This is a genomic window from Buttiauxella sp. A111, assembly GCF_014189855.1.
GTDB lineage: Bacteria > Pseudomonadota > Gammaproteobacteria > Enterobacterales > Enterobacteriaceae > Buttiauxella > Buttiauxella selenatireducens.
This window is the reverse complement of the sequence record NZ_BJFN01000003.1, coordinates 523,231-543,167: the sequence shown is the minus strand read 5'-3', so window position 1 is coordinate 543,167 and position 19,937 is coordinate 523,231. Positions and strand designations below refer to the sequence as shown.

The following is a 19,937-nucleotide window of genomic DNA, read 5'->3' as shown; positions in this document are numbered from 1 at the left end:
ACTCGCCGCTGCAATTCTTTAAGTCCTTCAGCCCGCATATTTCATTATGTATGGCTCACCAACAAATCATGAGCGCCATGAAGTTTATCATTAAATTGTTCCCGGAAATCACAATCAAGAGTCAATCTGTGCGCATACGCTTTATTAAGATGCTCACCGGGAACATTCGTAACGTTTTAAAACACTACGATGAAGAAGGTCTGGCGGTTCTCCGCCACTGGGACAACATCGAAGTTCGCGCCAAAGATGAAAACCAGCGTATCGCCATTCGTGAAGCGCTGACCCGTATTCCAGGTATTCACCATATTCTGGAAGTGGAAGATGTGCCGTTTACCGATTTGCACAATATCTTCGAACAGGCGCTGGAACTTTATCGCGAGCAACTCGAAGGCAAAACCTTCTGCGTGCGTGTGAAACGTCGTGGTAAGCATGAGTTCAGCTCTATCGAAGTTGAACGTTATGTTGGTGGCGGCCTGAATCAACACATTGAATCAGCTCGCGTAAAACTGACCAAACCGGATGTCACGGTTAATCTGGAAATCGAAAACGACCGTCTGCTGCTGGTAAAAGGCCGTTATGAAGGTATTGGCGGCTTCCCGATTGGCACACAAGAAGATGTGCTGTCGCTGATTTCCGGTGGTTTCGACTCCGGCGTTTCCAGCTATATGCTGATGCGTCGTGGCTGTCGTGTGCATTATTGCTTCTTTAACCTCGGCGGTGCTGCGCACGAAATTGGCGTTAAACAAGTTGCGCATTATCTGTGGAACCGCTTTGGTAGCTCCCACCGCGTGCGTTTCGTGGCGATTAACTTCGAACCGGTTGTGGGTGAAATCCTCGAGAAAGTTGAAGACGGCCAGATGGGCGTGGTGCTTAAGCGTATGTTCGTGCGTGCCGCTTCACGTGTTGCTGAACGCTACGGCGTACAGGCGCTGGTGACGGGTGAAGCGCTGGGTCAGGTTTCCAGCCAGACGCTGACTAACCTGCGTTTAATTGACAATGTTTCCGATACGCTGATTCTGCGTCCGCTGATCTCTCACGATAAAGAGCACATCATCGATCTGGCGCGTGAAATTGGTACTGCTGATTTTGCGCGTACCATGCCGGAATACTGCGGTGTTATCTCTAAAAGCCCAACAGTGAAAGCGGTGAAGGCGAAGATTGAAGCGGAAGAAGCCAACTTTGACTTCTCTATTCTGGATCGCGTGATTGAAGAAGCGACCAACATCGACATCCGCGAAATCGCCAACCAGACCAAAGAAGTGGTGACGGAAGTTGAAACCGTTGACGCATTTGGCCCAAATGATGTGCTGCTGGATATTCGTTCTATCGACGAACAAGACGAGAAGCCATTTAAGCCAGAAGGCGTAGAAGTTGCTTCACTGCCGTTCTATAAGTTGAGCACCAAATTTGGCGATTTGGACCAGAGCAAAACCTATTTGCTATGGTGCGATCGTGGTGTGATGAGCCGTTTGCAAGCGCTGTATCTTCGTGAGCAAGGCTTTGAGAACGTGAAGGTTTACCGCGCTTAACACCCTCATCCCAACCTTCTCCCTGAGTGAGAAGGAGAAAACCCGCTTCCTCTCCCGCCTGGGAGAGGGCGGTTTTAGTAATCCCGATAGCTGTAAATTCCCGCCGCCATCACCAGTTGTTGTGAAACCTCATGGGCTTTTTCACGGCTCACCAGTAAATCGATAATCTTCAGTGCAAAATCTATTGCCGTGCCTGGCCCCTGGCTGGTCAGCAGGTTGACGCGTGGATCCCAGACAATGCGTTTATCTTGCCATTGGGATTCTGGAATCGTCTCTTTCAAGCCAGGAAATCCGGTCATGTTTGCGACCGGGAACAGCTCATGCGGAACTAATACCGTTCCGGCTGCGGCACAAATGGCGGCGACAATGCGTCCTGATAAGTGAAACTGGCGTACGGTTTCAACCAATAGCGGGCTATCGCGGAAACATTCCGCACCTTTTAAACCGCCGGGAAGCACGATGATATCGAACTCACCGTCAGCCACTTCAACTAATGGCGCATCCGCCAGCAGTTTTACCCCACGCGAGCAGGTAATGGTCAGATTACCGTCACTGGCAACGCTCGCAGTCGTGACGCTAATTCCGCCTCGCACCAGAAGATCAATGGTAGTAACAGCTTCTGTTTCTTCAGTTCCAGGAGCCAGGCAAACCAGTGCTCGAGCGCTCATACTCATTCTCCTTACGCTTTATCAGCTCATACAAGCGGTTGTTCACCGGCACGCAAAGGCCATGAACGCGCGCGCGTTGCAGTAAATAACCAGTAATGTAATCAATCTCAGTGTGGCGTTGAACCCGCACGTCTTGCAGCATCGACGAGATGTTCTCGCCAGTGCTTTCGATAACTTCGCCAACATAGAAAAGCAGCGCTTCGGCAGAGGTGTGATGCCCTTCGCGCTCCATCACTATGGCGACTTCGTTGCATATATCGCTCACTTCATCCTGATGATGGCGCAGTTCACCATTCGGGCAATTGTAAAGCGCGGTGAGGGGGTTAATCACACAATTCACCGCGAGTTTCTTCCAGCTCGCCGCAAGGATATTGTTGTGCCAGGCCATATCCGGCAGCGTGCGATGCAGAATATCGGCGAGATAGCTAAAATCGCGGCCTGCTGTATTACCTGGGCCAATGTGCGTTGTGCCATTGGCGACGTGAATAATAATATTGCCATCGCGACGCGCCGCATGGGTTGTGACGCCGGTTAAAAGTGGCTGGCGCAACGACTGCAACTCTTCAATGGTTCCCATTCCATTATGCAGTAGCAGAATAGGGCAATGGGACGGAAGTTTGGTGGCCAGCGTTTTCACTGAGCCGGAAACCTGCCAGGCTTTTAGTGTCACCAGCAATAAATCGCTGCTGGCGAGAAAGTCAGGATCGTTGGCGGTGAGCGTTTGATTGAACACGCTACCGTCAGTTTCGACCACGTTGACATGACAAAAGGGCTGCGGGACTCGCAACCATCCTTGAACTTCATGTCCTTGCTTATAAAGCGATGCCAGCCAAAGTTGACCGAGCGCACCGCAACCTAGCACGGTGATTTTCATTTTGCCTCCCCATCTGCACAAAGCCGCAGATGTTTTTGCTTAATCTATATTATACAGGGCTCTCTCCTGCTTTAACGGGTTGTTTTGCTCGGCCCAGCAGGTATTATGCAACGCAACAAAAAGAGAGGGAGAAGAAAGCATGCCATCTTTTGACATCGTGTCTGAAATTGATATCCAGGAAGTGCGTAACGCGATTGAAAACGCGGAACGTGAGGTTGCAACTCGTTTTGACTTCCGTAATGTGCCGGCGACATTTGAACTGAATGAGAAAAATCAGTCCATTAAAGTTGCCAGCGAGTCTGATTTCCAGGTCAACCAACTGTTGGATATTCTTCGTGCCAAGCTGCTTAAGCGTGGTATCGAAGGGGCTTCGATTGATGTGCCAGAGGAGTTTGTGCACAGCGGTAAAACCTGGAGCGTTGAAGCTAAGCTCAAGCAGGGCATTGAATCGACTATCGCCAAGAAAATTGTGAAGCTGATTAAAGACAGCAAGACCAAAGTTCAGGTGCAGATTCAGGGCGAAGAACTGCGCGTAACGGGTAAATCCCGTGACGATTTACAGGCCGCAATGGCGTTGGTTCGTGGCGGGGATTTGGGACAACCGTTCCAGTTTAAAAACTTCCGCGACTGATTCTGGTACGCCCTCACCCCGACCCTCTCCCCCGGGAGAGGGGGAAAGATAATTGTCCCCTGTCCTGAAGGAGAGTGGGAAAACCGGACTGTCCCCTCTCCCTCAGGGAGAGGGCTAGGGTGAGGGTTGTTTCACTAACTGTTCAATCTCAAACCGGTTCGTCAGCTTGCTGTCTATCTTCACGTAAGCGCTACGTTCCTGAGTAATAATATTCACTTCACTCACGCCTGCCTGAGTCAGCAGACGCTGCTTCAGTGTTTCGTCGTCGGCCACATCTTCAGGTAATTCAATCCGTAGACTTGCCACGTAAGGCGGTTCGGTCATGGTGCTGCTCACCAGTAGCCACACCATCGCCAACAACGCACCGGCCAGGAACACGGTTTGCGAATCAAATAATCCATCAATCCATCCACCGAATGAACCGCCAATCGCCACGCCCAAAAACTGGCTGGTGGAGTAAATTCCCATCGCCGTGCCTTTGTAACCCGCAGGCGATTCTTTGCTGATAAGCGACGGTAAAATGGCTTCCATCAGGTTAAAGGCGAGGAAGAACAACTGCACACCTAACACCAGTTCCCAAAAGTGCGGGCCCGAACCCCACAGCACAATTTCAGCAATCAGCAGTAGCGCAACGCAGCCCACAAACACGCGTTTCATGCGGCGTTTTACTTCGGCATAAATGATAAATGGCACCACGGAGACGAACGAAATGAGCATGGTACAAAGATAAACTTTCCAGTGCTCCGACGCTGGGAAACCTGCTTGTTCAAGCTGACCGGGGAGGGCAACAAATGTCGACATCAGCATAATGTGCAGGCACATAATGCCGAAGTTCAGCTTCAGTAATTTAGGTTCTGCCAGCACTTTGCTAAAGCAGCCTTTCACCATGCCGGACTCGCGGTTTAACACATGGCTTTTGGTGTTCGGAACCACCCACAGGGTGATCAAAATGCCGCAGCTTGCCAGAATCGCAATCATCCAGAACAGCGCATTTAAACCCAGACTGTGCGTAATGATTGGGCCAAGCACCATGGCGATGGCAAAGGTGACACCAAAACTGACGCCGATAAATGCCATGGCTTTGGTACGATTTTGCTCGCGCGTTAAATCAGAAAGCAGCGCCATTACGGCGGCGGCAATCGCACCGGAACCTTGTAATGCACGGCCAAGAATCACGCCCCAAATCGACGTGGAAAGTGCCGCAATCACGCTACCGAGGACAAAGATCAGTAAGCCACCCACAATAAGCGGTTTGCGGCCAATACGGTCAGAAAGCAGGCCAAAGGGGATCTGGAAGATAGCCTGTGCCAGGCCATAAATTCCGATGGCGAGGCCAATCAGCGCTTCGCTCGCGCCCTGTAACGCCATGCCGTAAGTGGTAAGAACCGGCAGTACCATAAACATGCCGAGCATGCGCAGTGAAAATACTGAGCCTAAACCCCACGTCGCACGTAATTCGACGGGCGTCATTTTGTAATCGTTCATTACCACCTCAGATAAAAAGCAGGTCTTAGTGTAGTGCGTGGGCAGGGGAGGGTAAATGTCTAGTTATTGAAAAGATATTACATGAGGGAATGATTGATGAAACTAATAAAAAAGGGCACCGAAGTGCCCTTTCAAGAGGTTCACGACTTACCAGACGTAAGTCAGCAGATTATGTGAATCTGGCACCATGAAATCGACCGACATCATCACGCTGAGGGACGTGATCGCGACAATAGAAAAGACGAACAATTTGCGCGCCCAGACTTTGTCGTCTTCCACTTTATATCCCCGTAATGCCATGCCCAACCACCAGACGCTTACCGCAGCAGCCACCACCAGATATTTATATCCAGCGTAACCGCCAAGAGACAGCATCAGCGTTGCGACAGCAAACGCAATGATATACAGCGTGATGTGGTTCTTCGCGACCGAAATGCCTTTAACTACGGGCAGTACCGGGATGTTCGCGGCCTGGTAATCTTTAAAGCGGAAGATAGCAATCGCATAGGAATGCGGCATCTGCCACAGGCTAAAGATAGCCAGCAGGATCAAAGCACCGGTATCAAACTCGCCGGTCACAGCACAGTAACCAATCACTGGTGGTGCTGCGCCCGAAAGGCTGCCAATCAGGGTGCCGTAGACAGATTTGCGTTTCATGTACAGGCTGTATACGCCGACATACACCACAAAGCCCATCACGCCTAACCACATGGCGAGCGGATTAGCACCAAACCACAGCAGCATGAAGCCAGCAATACCCAACAAGGTGGCGTATACCAGCGAGGTTTTCGGCGCAATCAGACCCTTGACCATAACCCTGTTCTTGGTTCGCTCCATCTTACGGTCGATGTCGCGGTCAATGAAGTTGTTGTAGACACAACCTGACGCCACGACCAACGACACCCCGACGAGAGTGGCGAAAAACAGGGAATAATCAATGCTGCCCTTTGAGGCCAGTAAAAATCCCCCAATGACAGAGATCAAATTGCCGAAAATAATTCCTGGTTTGGTTACTTGCAGGTATCGCTTTATCATATAAACCGCTCTTAATGAACCATCATGTTCTGGTTGAGGTTCCACATAATCCAGATAGAGCCGACCACCAGAATGGCGATTATCAGCGCGGTAAAGACAAAGGCCACCAGGTTCCAACGCTCTTCAGAAGAGGTGTTCATGTGCAGGAAGCACACCAGGTGAACCAGAATCTGTACCACTGCACTTACCAGTACCACGCCGAGAATCATGGCGTGGGAGGCAGTACCTGTCATTACCATCCAGAACGGGATTGCCGTCAGGATAATCGACAGGATAAAACCGGTCATATACGTTTTAACGCTACCGTGGTGGGCGCCTGCGTGTTCAGTTGAATGACTCATTACATCGCCCCCATCAGGTAAACAACAGAGAATACACAGATCCATACAACGTCCAGGAAGTGCCAGAACAAGCTCAGGCACATCAGGCGAGTACGGTTAGCGCTGGTCAAGCCGCGGCGGTAAACATGGAACATCATCAGCGCCATCCAGACCAGACCAGAAGTTACGTGCAGACCGTGCGTACCGACCAGAGCAAAGAAGCCTGACAGGAAGCCGCTACGATCCGGGCCATAACCTTCAACAATCAGATGATGGAATTCATAGATTTCCATCCCGACGAAGCCCGCACCAAACAGGAAGGTCAGCGCCAGCCAGGAGATAACCTGGCTTTTGTTGCCTTTGTTCATGGCGATGATCGCCATGCCATAGGTGATGGAGCTGAACAACAGCAGGGCAGTTTCGACCAGCACAAACGGCAGTTCGAAAATGTCTTTCCCTGCCGGGCCGCCGGCAGTGCCGTTCACCAGAACGGCATAGGTAGCAAACAAGCAACAGAACAGAATGCAGTCGCTCATCAGGTAGATCCAGAAACCAAAGACTTTATTGGTTCCTGCATCGTGATGCCCATGCTCCGCGGCGTGGGCGTTAGCGTGAGTGAGAGTTTCAGTTGACATTTTTCAGCCCTGCTTTGGTAATTTCATCGAAATGCTGGTTTTCCAGTTTTTCGACTTCCGCAACCGGAACGTAGTAATCCACATCTTCGTCGAAGCTTTTTGCAATCCAGGTGATGATGATGCCGGCAAAGCCAACAATCGCCAGCCACCAGATGTGCCAGATCATCGCGAAACCAAACACGGTAGCAAACGCGGCAATAATGATGCCCGCAGCGCTGTTACGTGGCATATGAATCTCTTCATAATGCGTTGGCTGTTTGTACGCTTCACCTTTCTCTTTCATTTCCCAGAATGCATCACGCTCATGAACGTGTGGCAAGTGAGCAAAGTTGTAGAACGGAGGAGGGGAGGATGTTGCCCACTCCAGCGTACGGCCACCCCATGGGTCACCAGTCAGATCGCGGTTCTGCTCACGGTCACGAATAGAAACGTAGAACTGAATCAGCTGCGACAGGATACCCAGTGCAATCAAGCCTGCGCCACAAGCTGCAATGACCAGCAGGGTGTGGAACTGTGGATCGATTTGCTGGCTCAAACGACGGGTCATACCCATGAAGCCCAGCACGTACAGTGGCATAAACGCGACGAAGAAGCCGATAATCCAGAACCAGAAGGCGCGTTTGCCCCAGGTTTCGTTCAATGTGAAGCCGAACGCTTTTGGCCACCAGTAAGTCAGACCAGCGAAGCAACCGAATACAACACCACCGATAATGACGTTATGGAAGTGAGCAATCAGGAACAGGCTGTTATGCAGTACGAAGTCAGCACCTGGAACCGCTAACAGAACACCGGTCATGCCACCGATAGAGAAGGTGACGACGAAGCCAATGGTCCACAGCATCGCGGAGTTGAACACGATACGGCCCTGGTACATGGTGAACAGCCAGTTGAAGATCTTCACCCCTGTCGGGATGGCGATAATCATGGTGGCGATACCAAAGAAGGCGTTGACGTTCGCGCCGCTGCCCATGGTGAAGAAGTGGTGCAGCCAAACGATGAACGACAGTACGGTAATCGCGATGGTCGCCCACACCAGTGAGGTGTAACCGAACAGACGTTTTTTCGAGAATGTCGCAACCACTTCTGAGAACACACCAAACACCGGCAGCACCAGAATGTAAACTTCTGGATGGCCCCATGCCCAGATGAGGTTGATATACATCATCATGTTGCCACCCATATCATTGGTAAAGAAATGGGTGCCAAGGTAGCGGTCAAGGGTTAACAGTGCGACGGTCACGGTAAAGATAGGGAATGCCGCGATAATCAGTACGTTGGTACACAGCGAAGCCCAGGTAAATACTGGCATTTTGAACATCGTCATGCCAGGTGTACGCATATTCAGGATAGTAACGAAGAAGTTAATACCTGTTAATGTCGTACCGATACCCGAGAGCTGTAGACTCCATATCCAGTAGTCGACCCCGACACCCGGACTGTACTCAATGCCCGATAGCGGTGGATATGCAACCCAACCGGTCTGTGCGAATTCACCCACCCCAAGGGACAGGTTAACCAGCACCACACCCACAACGGTGAACCAGAAGCTCAGGTTGTTCAGGAATGGGAAGGCAACGTCACGCGCACCAATCTGCAACGGCACGACAATGTTCATCAGGCCGATAACAAATGGCATCGCTACGAAGAAGATCATGATTACGCCGTGGGCGGTAAAGATCTGGTCGTAGTGATGAGGTGGCAGGAAGCCTGCTTCTCCAGCGGAAGCCAGAACTTGCTGGCTACGCATCATAATGGCGTCGGCAAAGCCACGCAGCAGCATGATTATCGCAACAATCACGTACATTATGCCGAGGCGTTTGTGGTCAACCGAGGTGAACCACTCTTTCCATAAATATTCCCACTTACCGAAGTAAGTGATAGCTGCAACTAGCGCCAGTCCTCCGACGATAATCGCGGCCACCGTAACCATGACAATGGGTTCATGGAATGGGACTGCATCCAGTGTAAGTTTTCCGAACATCGTATTATTCCTCGGCCCCTTTAGTGAGAGGTTTGGGCGTTACTCATGTCCATGCCTTCCATTCCTTCGTGCGCTGCGTGCTCGCCTTCAGGTTGGGTCATGTCCATGCTCTTCCCGTGCTCCATGAATTTGTTAATAACGTCTTTAAACAAATCAGGTTTAACAGCGGAGAAGTATTCGACTTTGTTGTATTCGCTTGGTGCTGCAAGCTTCTCGTAAGTTGCCATGTCATTCATGACTTCCGGAGATTGTTTCGCTTTAGCGACCCATTGGTTAAAGGTGTCCATATCCGGCGTGGCGATAGCCTTGAACTTCATACCGGAGAAACCTTTACCGCTGTAGTTAGACGAAATACCGTCGTAGGTGCCTGCTTCATCTGCAATCAGGTGCAATTTGGTCTGCATACCTGCCATTGCGTAGATCTGGCTACCCAGTCGTGGAATAAAGAAGGAGTTCATCACCGAGTTAGAGGTGATTTTGAATTCCACCGGGGTGTTGGCTGGGAAGGCAATTTCATTCACCGTCGCAATACCTTGCTCTGGGTAGATGAAGAACCATTTCCAGTCCATAGCGATAACTTCAATGGTAACCGGCTTCGCGTCGTGAACCAGCGGTTTGCTTGGCTCAAGGGCGTGCGTGGTTTTCCAGGTCAGAACCGCGAGGAAAATGATGATAAGGATGGGAATCGTCCAGACGACAGCTTCAACTTTGTTGGAGTGGGACCAGTTGGGGCTGTATTTGGCGTCTTTGTTTGATGCCCGATATTTCCAGGCAAAACCGATAGCCATTGCGATAGCTGGGATAACGACAATCAACATCAGCCCAAGAGCTGTCAGTATCAACGAACGTTGTTCCAGTCCAATTTGTCCTTTGGGGTCCAGAAGTGCAGAATCACAGCCACTGAGTAAAAATGTGCCTGCAATTAATGACAACCATCCCAAACTTTTATTGTATTTCCTGAGTCTCATTTAACGACCTCAATTCCAGGGAGCTCTATTGTCGTTTAAAGTGTGAAGGCATTTTACGGGAAGGTTACATTACTGTAAACATGAATGGCATGGTGTCAGTGTGGTGTTACCAGGTTCTGCCGACAATGTCACATAGAATGCAACAAACTGTAAAATATCGAGATAGCCCGCATGCTGTCTGGGTTATAACGAAAACCCGCCTTGTCGTAAATAGTACAGGTTAATTGGTATAACCAATCATTTTAATAAACATAATTTTAACAAATTAGCATCAATTGATAAACGAAATGATCTACAAAATAATTTAGGCAAAAGCTGAATCGGTTAAATACAGGGTGAAAATAATTTTCCTGCTAATAATCTAAAAAAGAGTCTTGCTTTCGATAAATAATTCAGCCTGGAGAGGGGTGTTTATTAATTAATCAATATAGTCACGCTGCGCAACTTATTATTTCTGGAATAAATCAGAGCGTTTACATTAAAGCTGTTTTACGTAATGCCAGATAATCAAGCACCCCGCCAAACACAATGCCACCGATAGCGAACAACGCTCCCCATTCCAGGAACTGGATGTTGAACGCCCAGTTTGTCAGACCTGTCGCATTGGTAATCAGCACCACTAACCAGACCGCCAGAAGTGCACATCCCAGCGTTAAGGCACGTAGAGCGATGCGATAGGCTGAAGAAAACTCGCTTCGTGGGATGAAGCTATCGTTATTCTGGGTGTATTCGAGGGTCGTTTTACAGACCAGTAATAACAAGATGCCCGGAACTGCTGCCACCACCGAGAATAAGTAAAACGTCGGCCAACCCTGGGCTTCGACAAACCAACCGGCTATCGGTCCCACATAAACACGCCCTACCGCTGACAGGGCAGAAAGTAATGCAAATTGAGTCGCAGAAAACGATTTATTACACAGCGTCATCAGAAGTGCGACAAATGCTGCCGTACCCATACCGCCACAGAGATTCTCAAAGAAAACCGCCGTTGCCATGCTGATCATATGTTTATCGGTAATCGAGAGGATCCAGTAACCAGCATTGGATACCCCCTGCAAAATGCCAAATATCAGTAAGGCGCGGAACAGCGACAGGCGCTGCATCAAAATACCGCCATAGAGGGCACCGATAATTGTGGCAATCAGACCCAGCGTTTTATTCACCATGCCGACTTCACCGGCGTCAAAACCCACACCGCGAATCAAAAATGTCGTCGTTAAACTCATGGCGAATGCATCGCCAAGCTTATACATCACAATCAGCAGCAGAATCAGCCATGCATTGTTGCGGCCAAAGAAATCACGCAACGGGGCGACCACCGCTTGTTCCAGACTTCGGGGGACGGGTATCGCGTCTGTTGGTTCCGGGGCGAGTAAAGTGGCGATAATACAAGGCAGCATCAGTGCCGCCATCAGCCAGTACATGCCTTGCCAGCCAAGGTATCTGTCCGCAAGCCAAAGTGCTAAACCGCCAGAAACCAACATCGCCAGACGATAACCCAACACGCTGATTGCAGCACCCGTGCCACGCTCTTCGGCTGGGAGAACATCTGTTTTCCAGGCATCGAAAACGATATCTTGCGAGGCAGAGCAGAAAGCAATAATGACCGCCAGCGCCGCCATCCAACGCAACTGTGAACCCGGTTCCAGGAAACCCATTCCGGCAATCGCAATCAGCAGCAGAACCTGAGTAATAAGCAACCAACCACGACGTCGACCCAACAACGGCGGCGTATATCTGTCCATCACTGGCGACCACAGGAACTTAAACACATAGGCTTGCCCGACGAGCGAGAAGAAACCAATGGTTTTAAGATCGATATTCTCAACCGTCATCCATGCCTGAAGTGTGCCGGACGTGAGGGCGAGAGGGAGGCCAGAAGCAAAGCCTAAAATCAAAAGGATGGCTGATTTTGGCTGCTGAAAAAGACGAAGATAATGGTTGGGCATACTTTGCTCTAAAACCAGCCCGCATGATGCGGACTGGTGAGGTATTAATTAACGAGCGTTCTGCTTAATAAAATCATGAACGCTGGTGTCCTGGGCCATATCAGCAATGGTATCAGTCAATACAGAGTTTACTGCATTGGCGATATTCTTGTTGGTGGCCTGGAACGCACCTTCTACGTTGTAGTTAGAACGGTAGTTTTTGGTCATCTTTGTGCCATTTTTGGCCGTCGCAATAATCACGATATCGGCTTTAGTGGCGATGTTGTATCGCACGCTGCCCTGAGAGACGTCTGCATACAACTGGTTTACGATGATTTGTAAGTCTACCGGGCTGTTAGGCCCAATCATATAACCACGGGCAGTCATCTGTTTTTCCAGAACTTCTTGCAGCAGGAAACGCAGATCACGAGATGGGGTCAGTGTAACCAGTTGGTTATCACGAGTGACTTTTGCCAGAGCCTGGTCTTTACGTTGATCCGCACCGTTGATGCTCACAGTTACGCCCATCAGGCTTGGATCTTGCTGTGGCAGGCTGATAGTTGGTGAAACATCAATAGTGGTTGGAGGTGTTGCACAGCTGGCCAGCATAAAAATGGCAACCAACGGGAATAATAATTTTTTTAACATGTTCGCTATCTCAATGTACTCAAGGGGCAGGCAGATAAAAAATCACGCCATCATAACACTGCATGTGCCCAGTGGAAGCAGTTAACGCACGTAATTTCATCGCGTTGCGCTTTTTCTGAGCGGTTGCAAAGCTATCTGACCATTTTGCCCGTGATTAGTGCCGTAATCACATTAAGCTACAGGGGCTTGGGGAAGGAAATCGGACGAAAGCTAAATAATTGTTGAAATTCCGTTATTAAAACGGCTAAAAGCGGCTAACATTTAAAGGGATGAGTGGCATCTCTACTCTACGCAGTCGAGGAGAAAGTTCATGATGATGCGCGAGCAAATAGAATCAAAATTAAGGGCAGCGTTTGAACCCGTGTTCCTGGAAGTCGTGGATGAAAGCTATCGTCACAATGTCCCGGCGGGTTCAGAGAGCCATTTCAAAGTGGTTTTGGTCAGTGACCGTTTCGCTGGTGAGCGTTTCTTAAATCGCCATCGAATGATTTACGGAACATTGAGTGCCGAACTTTCTACCACCGTTCATGCATTAGCCCTGCACACCTACACAATTAAAGAATGGGAAGGTTTGCATGATACTGTTTTAGCCTCTCCACCTTGCCGTGGAGCTGGATCAATCGCCTGAAGTTAACCTTCAGGCTTGCAACTTAGGGAACTTTTCCTTTATGTTGCGGTATATGAATCGTGTTTTATTAAACGGCCTGCGGGCCGTTTTGTTTTGTCTTAAATCGCCCTTGTTGTTCCAGGGTTTGGGCAATAAATCCAAAAGAACTGTGAAAAGGGCCGCAGCAACACTGTGTTGCCGTTCTCGACTCACCTTGGTGATGCCGCTATAATGCTGCGTCTTATTTTTCGGAATGTCTTCGGGACGATTCTGACGACAGGGAATGTGATTCTGATTCAGAAGGCATCCCGGTTCTGTGGAGCACAAATCAGCGCTTCCAGAGTTGACCGAGCACTGTGATTTTTTGAGGTAACAAGATGCAAGTTTCAGTTGAAACCACTCAGGGCCTTGGCCGCCGTCTCACGATTACTATCGCTGCAGACAGCATCGAAACCGCTGTAAAAAGCGAGCTGGTCAACGTGGCAAAGAAAGCCCGTATCGACGGTTTCCGTAAAGGAAAAGTGCCGATGACCGTTATCGCACAACGCTATGGCGCTTCTGTTCGCCAGGACGTGTTGGGCGAACTGATGACCCGTAACTTCGTTGACGCGATCATCAAAGAAAAAATCAATCCAGCTGGCGCACCGAACTACGTTCCAGGCGAATACAAACTGGGCGAAGACTTCACCTATGCGGTTGAGTTTGAAGTGTACCCAGAAGTTGAGCTGCAAGGTCTGGAAGCAATCGAAGTAGAAAAACCGGTTGTTGAAGTGACTGACGAAGACGTTGATGCAATGCTGGACACCCTGCGTAAGCAGCAGGCGACCTGGAAAGAATCAGAAGCTGCTGCAACTGCAGAAGACCGCGTAACCATCGACTTCACTGGTTCTGTAGACGGCGAAGTATTCGAAGGCGGCAAAGCGTCTGACTTCGTACTGGCAATGGGCCAGGGTCGTATGATCCCAGGCTTCGAAGACGGTCTGGTTGGTCATAAAGCTGGCGAAGAGTTCACTATCGAAGTGACTTTCCCAGAAGATTACCACGCTGAAAACCTGAAAGGTAAAGCGGCTAAGTTCGACATCGTTCTGAAGAAAGTTGAAGAGCGTGAACTGCCAGAATTTACTGAAGAATTCATCAAACGTTTCGGCGTTGCTGATGGTTCTGTTGCAGGTCTGCGTACCGAAGTGCGTAAAAACATGGATCGTGAGCTGAAAGGCGCTGTGCGTAACCGCATCAAGTCTCAAGCAATCGACGGTCTGGTTAATGCGAACAACATCGACGTACCAGCTGCACTGATCGACGGCGAAATCGACGTTCTGCGTCGCCAGGCTGCACAGCGTTTCGGTGGCAACGAGAAACAAGCGTTGGAACTGCCACGTGAGTTGTTCGAAGAACAAGCTAAGCGTCGTGTTGTTGTTGGCCTGCTGTTGGGTGAAGTGATTCGTACCCACGAGCTGAAAGCTGACGAAGAACGCGTTAAAGGTCTGATCGAAGAAATGGCTTCTGCCTACGAAGATCCGACTGAAGTTGTTGAGTTCTACGGCAAAAACAAAGAACTGATGGACAACATGCGTAATGTTGCTCTGGAAGAACAAGCTGTTGAAGCAGTACTGTCTAAAGCGAAAGTGTCTGAAAAAGCGACTACCTTTAGCGAACTGATGAACCAGCAAGCGTAAGCATAATTTTTGGCATCATCGCCAAAATATTGCTGCATCAAGCCCGTCACCCACAGGTGGCGGGCTTTTTTTATCAGTGACTCCCTGAAAACCCATCAATAAAACGCAGTTTCAGGGTTAGCGTAACAAGAAAAGGTTGTTATGCTTGAAACAGGGTAAGCTCATCCCCATAAATACGGGTATGGCTAGAAATGAGGATCCCTGACTGATAATCCGTCCAATTAAGGTTGCGAGGCGCGCAAGGAGCGTAGTCTTCTTTTTGCGTCTCAAGTAGAATCAGTGCATCAGGTATCGAAGGCTTAATTATTCCAGGAGACGGAAATGTCATACAGTGGCGAAAGAGATCAATTTGCACCCCATATGGCCCTGGTGCCGATGGTTGTTGAACAGACATCGCGTGGCGAGCGTTCATACGATATCTATTCCCGTCTGCTCAAGGAACGTGTCATCTTTATGACAGGCCAGGTCGAAGACCATATGGCTAACCTGATTGTGGCGCAGATGCTGTTTCTGGAAGCAGAAAACCCAGAAAAAGACATCTATCTCTACATCAACTCACCGGGCGGCGTGATTACTGCCGGTATGTCTATCTACGATACGATGCAATTTATTAAACCAGATGTCAGCACTATCTGTATGGGACAAGCCTGTTCTATGGGCGCTTTCCTGCTGACCGCTGGGGCTAAAGGTAAGCGTTTCTGCTTGCCGAACTCACGCGTGATGATTCACCAGCCGCTGGGTGGCTATCAGGGACAAGCAACGGATATCGAAATCCATGCGCGCGAAATTCTGAAAGTGAAAGCTCGTATGAACGAACTCATGGCGCAACATACTGGTAAGTCTCTGGAAGAAATCGAAAGAGACACCGAGCGTGACCGTTTCCTCGCTGCAAGCGAGGCGGTAGAGTACGGATTAGTTGACTCAATCCTGACTCACCGTAGCTAACGCCCGAAAACAGTGAGCCGTATACTATAGTTGAAGTAGCGGCTCCTGGCGCGCTTACGATTGGCTGCGCCGTAGAATGGCACTTGTGCCGGACTTGTACGGTGCAAAGAAACAGAAAAGAGGTTTTACCGATGACAGATAAGCGCAAAGACGGTTCAGGCAAATTACTGTACTGCTCTTTTTGCGGCAAAAGCCAGCATGAAGTGCGTAAACTGATTGCCGGGCCGTCAGTGTATATCTGCGATGAGTGTGTCGATTTATGTAACGACATTATTCGCGAAGAGATCAAAGAAGTCGCGCCGCATCGCGAACGTAGCGCGCTGCCGACTCCGCATGAAATCCGTCACCATCTCGATGATTACGTCATCGGTCAGGAACAGGCTAAGAAAGTCCTGGCGGTTGCGGTTTACAACCACTACAAACGTCTGCGTAACGGCGACAGCACCAACGGAATCGAACTGGGCAAAAGTAACATTCTGCTCATCGGGCCGACGGGTAGCGGGAAAACCCTGCTGGCTGAAACCCTGGCACGTTTGCTGGATGTTCCTTTCACCATGGCAGATGCGACAACGTTAACCGAAGCGGGTTACGTGGGTGAAGACGTAGAAAACATCATCCAGAAACTGCTGCAAAAATGTGATTACGATGTGCAGAAAGCACAGCGCGGTATCGTGTACATCGATGAGATCGACAAAATCTCCCGCAAATCTGATAACCCGTCCATCACCCGTGATGTGTCTGGTGAAGGTGTGCAGCAGGCGTTGCTGAAACTTATCGAAGGTACTGTTGCAGCGGTTCCACCTCAGGGTGGTCGTAAGCATCCACAGCAAGAGTTCTTGCAGGTTGATACCTCTAAGATTCTGTTTATCTGTGGCGGCGCATTTGCAGGCCTCGATAAAGTTATCGCAAACCGAGTTGAAACCGGTTCGGGTATCGGCTTTGGTGCGACAGTAAAAGGCAAATCTCAGAAAGCCACCGAAGGGCAGTTATTAGGCCAGGTTGAGCCAGAAGATTTGATCAAATTTGGTCTGATCCCTGAGTTCATCGGTCGTCTGCCAGTCGTTGCTACGTTGACTGAACTGAGCGAAGAAGCGCTGATTCAAATCCTGAAAGAGCCGAAAAACGCCCTGACCAAGCAATACCAGGCGTTGTTCAATCTGGAAGGTGTGGATCTGGAATTCCGTGACGAAGCACTGGACGCGATTGCTAAGAAAGCAATGGCACGTAAAACCGGTGCTCGTGGTTTGCGCTCCATCGTTGAAGGCGCTTTGCTGGACACCATGTACGATCTTCCATCAATGGAAGACGTCGAGAAAGTGGTGATTGACGAATCCGTTATCGACGGTCAGAGCAAACCATTACTAATTTATGGTAAACCGGAAGCGCAACAAGCATCCGGTGAATAATTCGCCAAAATAACCAGTCAGTTAGTATAAAAAGGGGGATTTATATCCCCCTTTTGTTTTTCCTTCATTCCTGGCATTGAATGCTCTGGAAACATCCCCATATACTGACTTACTTGTTGGTGATGCCAGATACCCGTGAGGTATTAAGCAGAGAGCATCCCCCATCACCAGGCGGACCTTAACTAAGAGAGAGCTCTATGAATCCTGAGCGTTCTGAACGCATTGAAATCCCCGTATTGCCGTTGCGCGATGTGGTGGTTTATCCGCACATGGTAATTCCACTGTTTGTCGGGCGAGAAAAATCCATTCGTTGCCTGGAAGCGGCCATGGATCATGATAAAAAAATCATGCTGGTGGCGCAGAAAGAAGCCTCGACAGATGAGCCAGGTGTAAATGACCTGTTCTCAGTGGGTACCGTCGCATCCATCCTGCAGATGCTGAAACTGCCAGACGGCACCGTTAAAGTGCTGGTTGAAGGGTTACAGCGTGCGCGTATTACCACGCTTTCTGACAACGGTGACCATTTCTCAGCTCAGGCTGAGTACCTGAATTCGCCAGCTATCGAAGAGCGCGAACAGGAAGTGCTGGTGCGCACCGCGATTAATCAGTTTGAAGGCTATATCAAACTGAACAAAAAAATCCCGCCAGAAGTGCTGACATCGCTGAACAGCATTGACGATCCTGCTCGTCTGGCAGACACCATCGCTGCACATATGCCATTGAAACTGACTGACAAACAGTCCGTTCTCGAGATGTCCGATATTAACGAACGTCTTGAATATCTGATGGCAATGATGGAGTCAGAAATCGATCTGCTGCAGGTTGAGAAACGTATTCGCAACCGCGTCAAAAAGCAGATGGAAAAAAGCCAGCGTGAGTACTATCTGAATGAGCAAATGAAAGCGATTCAGAAAGAACTCGGCGAAATGGACGACGCTCCAGACGAAAACGAAGCGCTAAAACGCAAAATCGACGCGGCTAAAATGCCGAAAGAAGCGCGTGAAAAAACCGAAGCGGAACTGCAAAAACTGAAAATGATGTCTCCAATGTCTGCGGAAGCAACCGTGGTTCGTGGTTACATCGATTGGATGGTGCAGGTGCCGTGGAATGCGCGCAGCAAAGTGAAAAAAGATCTGCGTCAGGCGCAGGAAGTCCTCGATACCGATCATTACGGCCTTGAGCGCGTGAAAGATCGTATCCTGGAATATCTCGCAGTCCAGAGCCGCGTAAATAAACTCAAAGGGCCAATTTTGTGCCTGGTTGGGCCTCCAGGTGTGGGTAAAACCTCACTGGGCCAGTCCATCGCTAAAGCGACAGGGCGTAAATACGTGCGTATGGCACTGGGCGGCGTGCGTGACGAAGCGGAAATTCGTGGCCACCGTCGTACTTATATCGGTTCCATGCCGGGCAAATTGATTCAGAAGATGGCGAAAGTGGGCGTTAAAAACCCATTATTCCTGTTGGATGAAATCGATAAAATGTCCTCAGACATGCGTGGCGATCCGGCATCAGCACTTCTGGAAGTTCTTGATCCAGAACAGAACGTGGCGTTCAACGACCACTATCTGGAAGTGGATTACGATCTGAGCGACGTCATGTTCGTCGCAACGTCTAACTCCATGAACATTCCAGCTCCGCTGTTGGATCGTATGGAAGTGATTCGTCTGTCCGGTTACACCGAAGACGAAAAGCTGAACATTGCTAAACAGCACCTGCTGACGAAGCAAATTGAACGTAACGCATTGAAGAAAGGCGAAATCACGGTTCACGATAGTGCTATTACTGGCATCATTCGTTACTACACTCGCGAAGCGGGTGTCCGTAGTCTGGAGCGTGAAATCTCCAAACTGTGCCGTAAAGCCGTTAAACAACTGCTGCTGGACAAAACGCTGAAGCACATCGAAATTGACGGCGATAACCTGAAAGATTTCCTTGGTGTGCAGCGCTTTGATTATGGCCGTGCAGACAGCGAAAACCGTGTAGGTCAAGTAACAGGCCTTGCGTGGACTGAAGTAGGTGGTGATTTACTGACCATCGAAACCGCTTGTGTGCCGGGCAAAGGCAAGCTGACTTACACCGGTTCTCTGGGTGAAGTTATGCAGGAATCTATCCAGGCAGCGTTGACCGTGGTGCGCGCGCGTGCAGAGAAATTGGGCATCAATGCTGATTTCTACGAAAAACGTGACATCCACGTTCACGTACCAGAAGGTGCAACACCGAAAGACGGCCCAAGCGCGGGTATTGCGATGTGTACCGCGTTGGTATCTTGCCTGACAGGTAACCCTGTTCGTGCAGATGTAGCGATGACCGGTGAAATCACGTTGCGTGGTCAGGTGTTGCCAATCGGTGGTTTGAAAGAAAAACTGCTGGCAGCACACCGTGGTGGTATCAAAACTGTTCTGATTCCGGATGAAAATAAACGTGATCTGGAAGAGATTCCTGACAATGTTATCGCCGACCTGGATATCCATCCGGTGAAGCGCATCGAGGAAGTTTTGGCTCTTGCATTGCAGAACGAACCCTACGGAATGCAGGTTGTAACCTCAAAATAGTGACCTGACGCATATTCGGTCAATAAAATCAGAGCTGGCGGGTGAATTG

17 protein-coding genes are annotated in these 19,937 nt (G+C 49.6%); 7 read left to right on the top strand and 10 right to left on the bottom strand.

What is annotated here, in order from left to right; all coding sequences use genetic code 11:
• The first annotated feature begins 77 nt into the window (after positions 1-77).
• Positions 78-1,529 (top strand): tRNA uracil 4-sulfurtransferase ThiI, encoded by a 1,452-nt coding sequence (thiI, locus tag BSPA111_RS11815; protein WP_183271337.1) that lies wholly within the window; start codon positions 78-80, stop codon positions 1,527-1,529.
• A 74-nt stretch (positions 1,530-1,603) separates the two neighbouring features.
• On the opposite strand, the gene yajL is transcribed toward thiI, so the two are convergent.
• The gene (gene yajL, locus BSPA111_RS11810; protein WP_183271336.1) at positions 1,604-2,197 is read right to left on the bottom strand and encodes a protein deglycase YajL; all 594 of its coding nucleotides are present in this window, start codon (positions 2,195-2,197) and stop codon (positions 1,604-1,606) included.
• Positions 2,157-3,071, bottom strand: a complete 915-nt coding sequence (panE, locus tag BSPA111_RS11805) for a 2-dehydropantoate 2-reductase (protein WP_183271335.1) — start codon at positions 3,069-3,071, stop codon at positions 2,157-2,159. Before panE ends, yajL begins: the two co-directional genes overlap by 41 nt.
• A 139-nt stretch (positions 3,072-3,210) precedes the next feature.
• Here panE and BSPA111_RS11800 point away from each other — a divergent pair, with 139 nt between their 5' ends.
• Positions 3,211-3,702 carry a YajQ family cyclic di-GMP-binding protein gene (locus BSPA111_RS11800; protein WP_064516617.1) on the top strand — a complete coding sequence of 164 codons (492 nt, stop codon included), beginning with the start codon at positions 3,211-3,213 and terminating at the stop codon, positions 3,700-3,702.
• A 114-nt stretch (positions 3,703-3,816) separates the two neighbouring features.
• Here the strand turns inward: BSPA111_RS11800 and BSPA111_RS11795 are convergent, their stop codons facing one another.
• The 8 genes from BSPA111_RS11795 to BSPA111_RS11760 all read right to left on the bottom strand — a co-directional run bounded on the left by BSPA111_RS11795 (position 3,817) and on the right by BSPA111_RS11760 (position 12,702).
• Positions 3,817-5,187, bottom strand: coding sequence for an MFS transporter (locus BSPA111_RS11795; RefSeq protein WP_183271334.1), 1,371 nt, complete (start codon positions 5,185-5,187; stop codon positions 3,817-3,819).
• 147 nt (positions 5,188-5,334) lie between these two features.
• Positions 5,335-6,222, bottom strand: a complete 888-nt coding sequence (cyoE, locus tag BSPA111_RS11790) for a heme o synthase (RefSeq protein WP_183271333.1) — start codon at positions 6,220-6,222, stop codon at positions 5,335-5,337.
• Positions 6,223-6,233: 11 nt separating this feature from the next.
• Positions 6,234-6,563 (bottom strand): cytochrome o ubiquinol oxidase subunit IV, encoded by a 330-nt coding sequence (locus tag BSPA111_RS11785; RefSeq protein WP_183271332.1) that lies wholly within the window; start codon positions 6,561-6,563, stop codon positions 6,234-6,236.
• Positions 6,563-7,177 carry a cytochrome o ubiquinol oxidase subunit III gene (locus tag BSPA111_RS11780; protein ID WP_183271331.1) on the bottom strand — a complete coding sequence of 205 codons (615 nt, stop codon included), beginning with the start codon at positions 7,175-7,177 and terminating at the stop codon, positions 6,563-6,565. Before BSPA111_RS11780 ends, BSPA111_RS11785 begins: the two co-directional genes overlap by 1 nt.
• A complete protein-coding gene (gene cyoB, locus BSPA111_RS11775) occupies positions 7,167-9,158 on the bottom strand; it encodes a cytochrome o ubiquinol oxidase subunit I (RefSeq protein ID WP_183271330.1) in 1,992 nt (663 codons plus the stop codon). Before cyoB ends, BSPA111_RS11780 begins: the two co-directional genes overlap by 11 nt.
• Positions 9,159-9,178: 20 nt before the next feature.
• Positions 9,179-10,126, bottom strand: a complete 948-nt coding sequence (gene cyoA, locus BSPA111_RS11770) for a cytochrome o ubiquinol oxidase subunit II (protein WP_183271329.1) — start codon at positions 10,124-10,126, stop codon at positions 9,179-9,181.
• Positions 10,127-10,599: 473 nt separating this feature from the next.
• On the bottom strand, positions 10,600-12,075 hold the full coding sequence (ampG, locus tag BSPA111_RS11765) for a muropeptide MFS transporter AmpG (protein ID WP_183271328.1): 1,476 nt from the start codon (positions 12,073-12,075) through the stop codon (positions 10,600-10,602).
• A gap of 48 nt (positions 12,076-12,123) precedes the next feature.
• Positions 12,124-12,702 (bottom strand): lipoprotein, encoded by a 579-nt coding sequence (locus BSPA111_RS11760; RefSeq protein WP_183271327.1) that lies wholly within the window; start codon positions 12,700-12,702, stop codon positions 12,124-12,126.
• Positions 12,703-13,012: 310 nt separating this feature from the next.
• Between BSPA111_RS11760 and bolA the strand changes: the two genes are divergently transcribed.
• The 5 genes from bolA (at position 13,013) to lon (ending at position 19,888) form a co-directional block, all read left to right on the top strand.
• The gene (gene bolA, locus BSPA111_RS11755) at positions 13,013-13,330 is read left to right on the top strand and encodes a transcriptional regulator BolA (protein ID WP_183271326.1); all 318 of its coding nucleotides are present in this window, start codon (positions 13,013-13,015) and stop codon (positions 13,328-13,330) included.
• A 356-nt stretch (positions 13,331-13,686) separates the two neighbouring features.
• The gene (tig, locus tag BSPA111_RS11750) at positions 13,687-14,985 is read left to right on the top strand and encodes a trigger factor (RefSeq protein WP_183271325.1); all 1,299 of its coding nucleotides are present in this window, start codon (positions 13,687-13,689) and stop codon (positions 14,983-14,985) included.
• A gap of 321 nt (positions 14,986-15,306) precedes the next feature.
• Positions 15,307-15,930: an ATP-dependent Clp endopeptidase proteolytic subunit ClpP gene (clpP, locus tag BSPA111_RS11745; RefSeq protein WP_034457992.1), complete on the top strand. Its 624-nt coding sequence runs from the start codon at positions 15,307-15,309 to the stop codon at positions 15,928-15,930.
• Between the two features lie 131 nt (positions 15,931-16,061).
• Complete coding sequence (gene clpX / locus BSPA111_RS11740; protein ID WP_034457994.1) at positions 16,062-17,336, top strand: ATP-dependent protease ATP-binding subunit ClpX; 1,275 nt, start codon at positions 16,062-16,064, stop codon at positions 17,334-17,336.
• 197 nt (positions 17,337-17,533) lie between these two features.
• A complete protein-coding gene (gene lon / locus BSPA111_RS11735) occupies positions 17,534-19,888 on the top strand; it encodes an endopeptidase La (RefSeq protein WP_183271324.1) in 2,355 nt (784 codons plus the stop codon).
• Positions 19,889-19,937 lie beyond the last annotated feature (49 nt).

Coding starts and splice junctions, on each gene's coding strand:
- thiI (WP_183271337.1), top strand. CDS start 78: ATGAAGTTTATCATTAAATTGTTCCCGGAAATCACAATCAAGAGTCAA.
- yajL (WP_183271336.1), bottom strand. CDS start 2,197: ATGAGCGCTCGAGCACTGGTTTGCCTGGCTCCTGGAACTGAAGAAACA.
- panE (WP_183271335.1), bottom strand. CDS start 3,071: ATGAAAATCACCGTGCTAGGTTGCGGTGCGCTCGGTCAACTTTGGCTG.
- BSPA111_RS11800 (WP_064516617.1), top strand. CDS start 3,211: ATGCCATCTTTTGACATCGTGTCTGAAATTGATATCCAGGAAGTGCGT.
- BSPA111_RS11795 (WP_183271334.1), bottom strand. CDS start 5,187: ATGAACGATTACAAAATGACGCCCGTCGAATTACGTGCGACGTGGGGT.
- cyoE (WP_183271333.1), bottom strand. CDS start 6,222: ATGATAAAGCGATACCTGCAAGTAACCAAACCAGGAATTATTTTCGGC.
- BSPA111_RS11785 (WP_183271332.1), bottom strand. CDS start 6,563: ATGAGTCATTCAACTGAACACGCAGGCGCCCACCACGGTAGCGTTAAA.
- BSPA111_RS11780 (WP_183271331.1), bottom strand. CDS start 7,177: ATGTCAACTGAAACTCTCACTCACGCTAACGCCCACGCCGCGGAGCAT.
- cyoB (WP_183271330.1), bottom strand. CDS start 9,158: ATGTTCGGAAAACTTACACTGGATGCAGTCCCATTCCATGAACCCATT.
- cyoA (WP_183271329.1), bottom strand. CDS start 10,126: ATGAGACTCAGGAAATACAATAAAAGTTTGGGATGGTTGTCATTAATT.
- ampG (WP_183271328.1), bottom strand. CDS start 12,075: ATGCCCAACCATTATCTTCGTCTTTTTCAGCAGCCAAAATCAGCCATC.
- BSPA111_RS11760 (WP_183271327.1), bottom strand. CDS start 12,702: ATGTTAAAAAAATTATTATTCCCGTTGGTTGCCATTTTTATGCTGGCC.
- bolA (WP_183271326.1), top strand. CDS start 13,013: ATGATGATGCGCGAGCAAATAGAATCAAAATTAAGGGCAGCGTTTGAA.
- tig (WP_183271325.1), top strand. CDS start 13,687: ATGCAAGTTTCAGTTGAAACCACTCAGGGCCTTGGCCGCCGTCTCACG.
- clpP (WP_034457992.1), top strand. CDS start 15,307: ATGTCATACAGTGGCGAAAGAGATCAATTTGCACCCCATATGGCCCTG.
- clpX (WP_034457994.1), top strand. CDS start 16,062: ATGACAGATAAGCGCAAAGACGGTTCAGGCAAATTACTGTACTGCTCT.
- lon (WP_183271324.1), top strand. CDS start 17,534: ATGAATCCTGAGCGTTCTGAACGCATTGAAATCCCCGTATTGCCGTTG.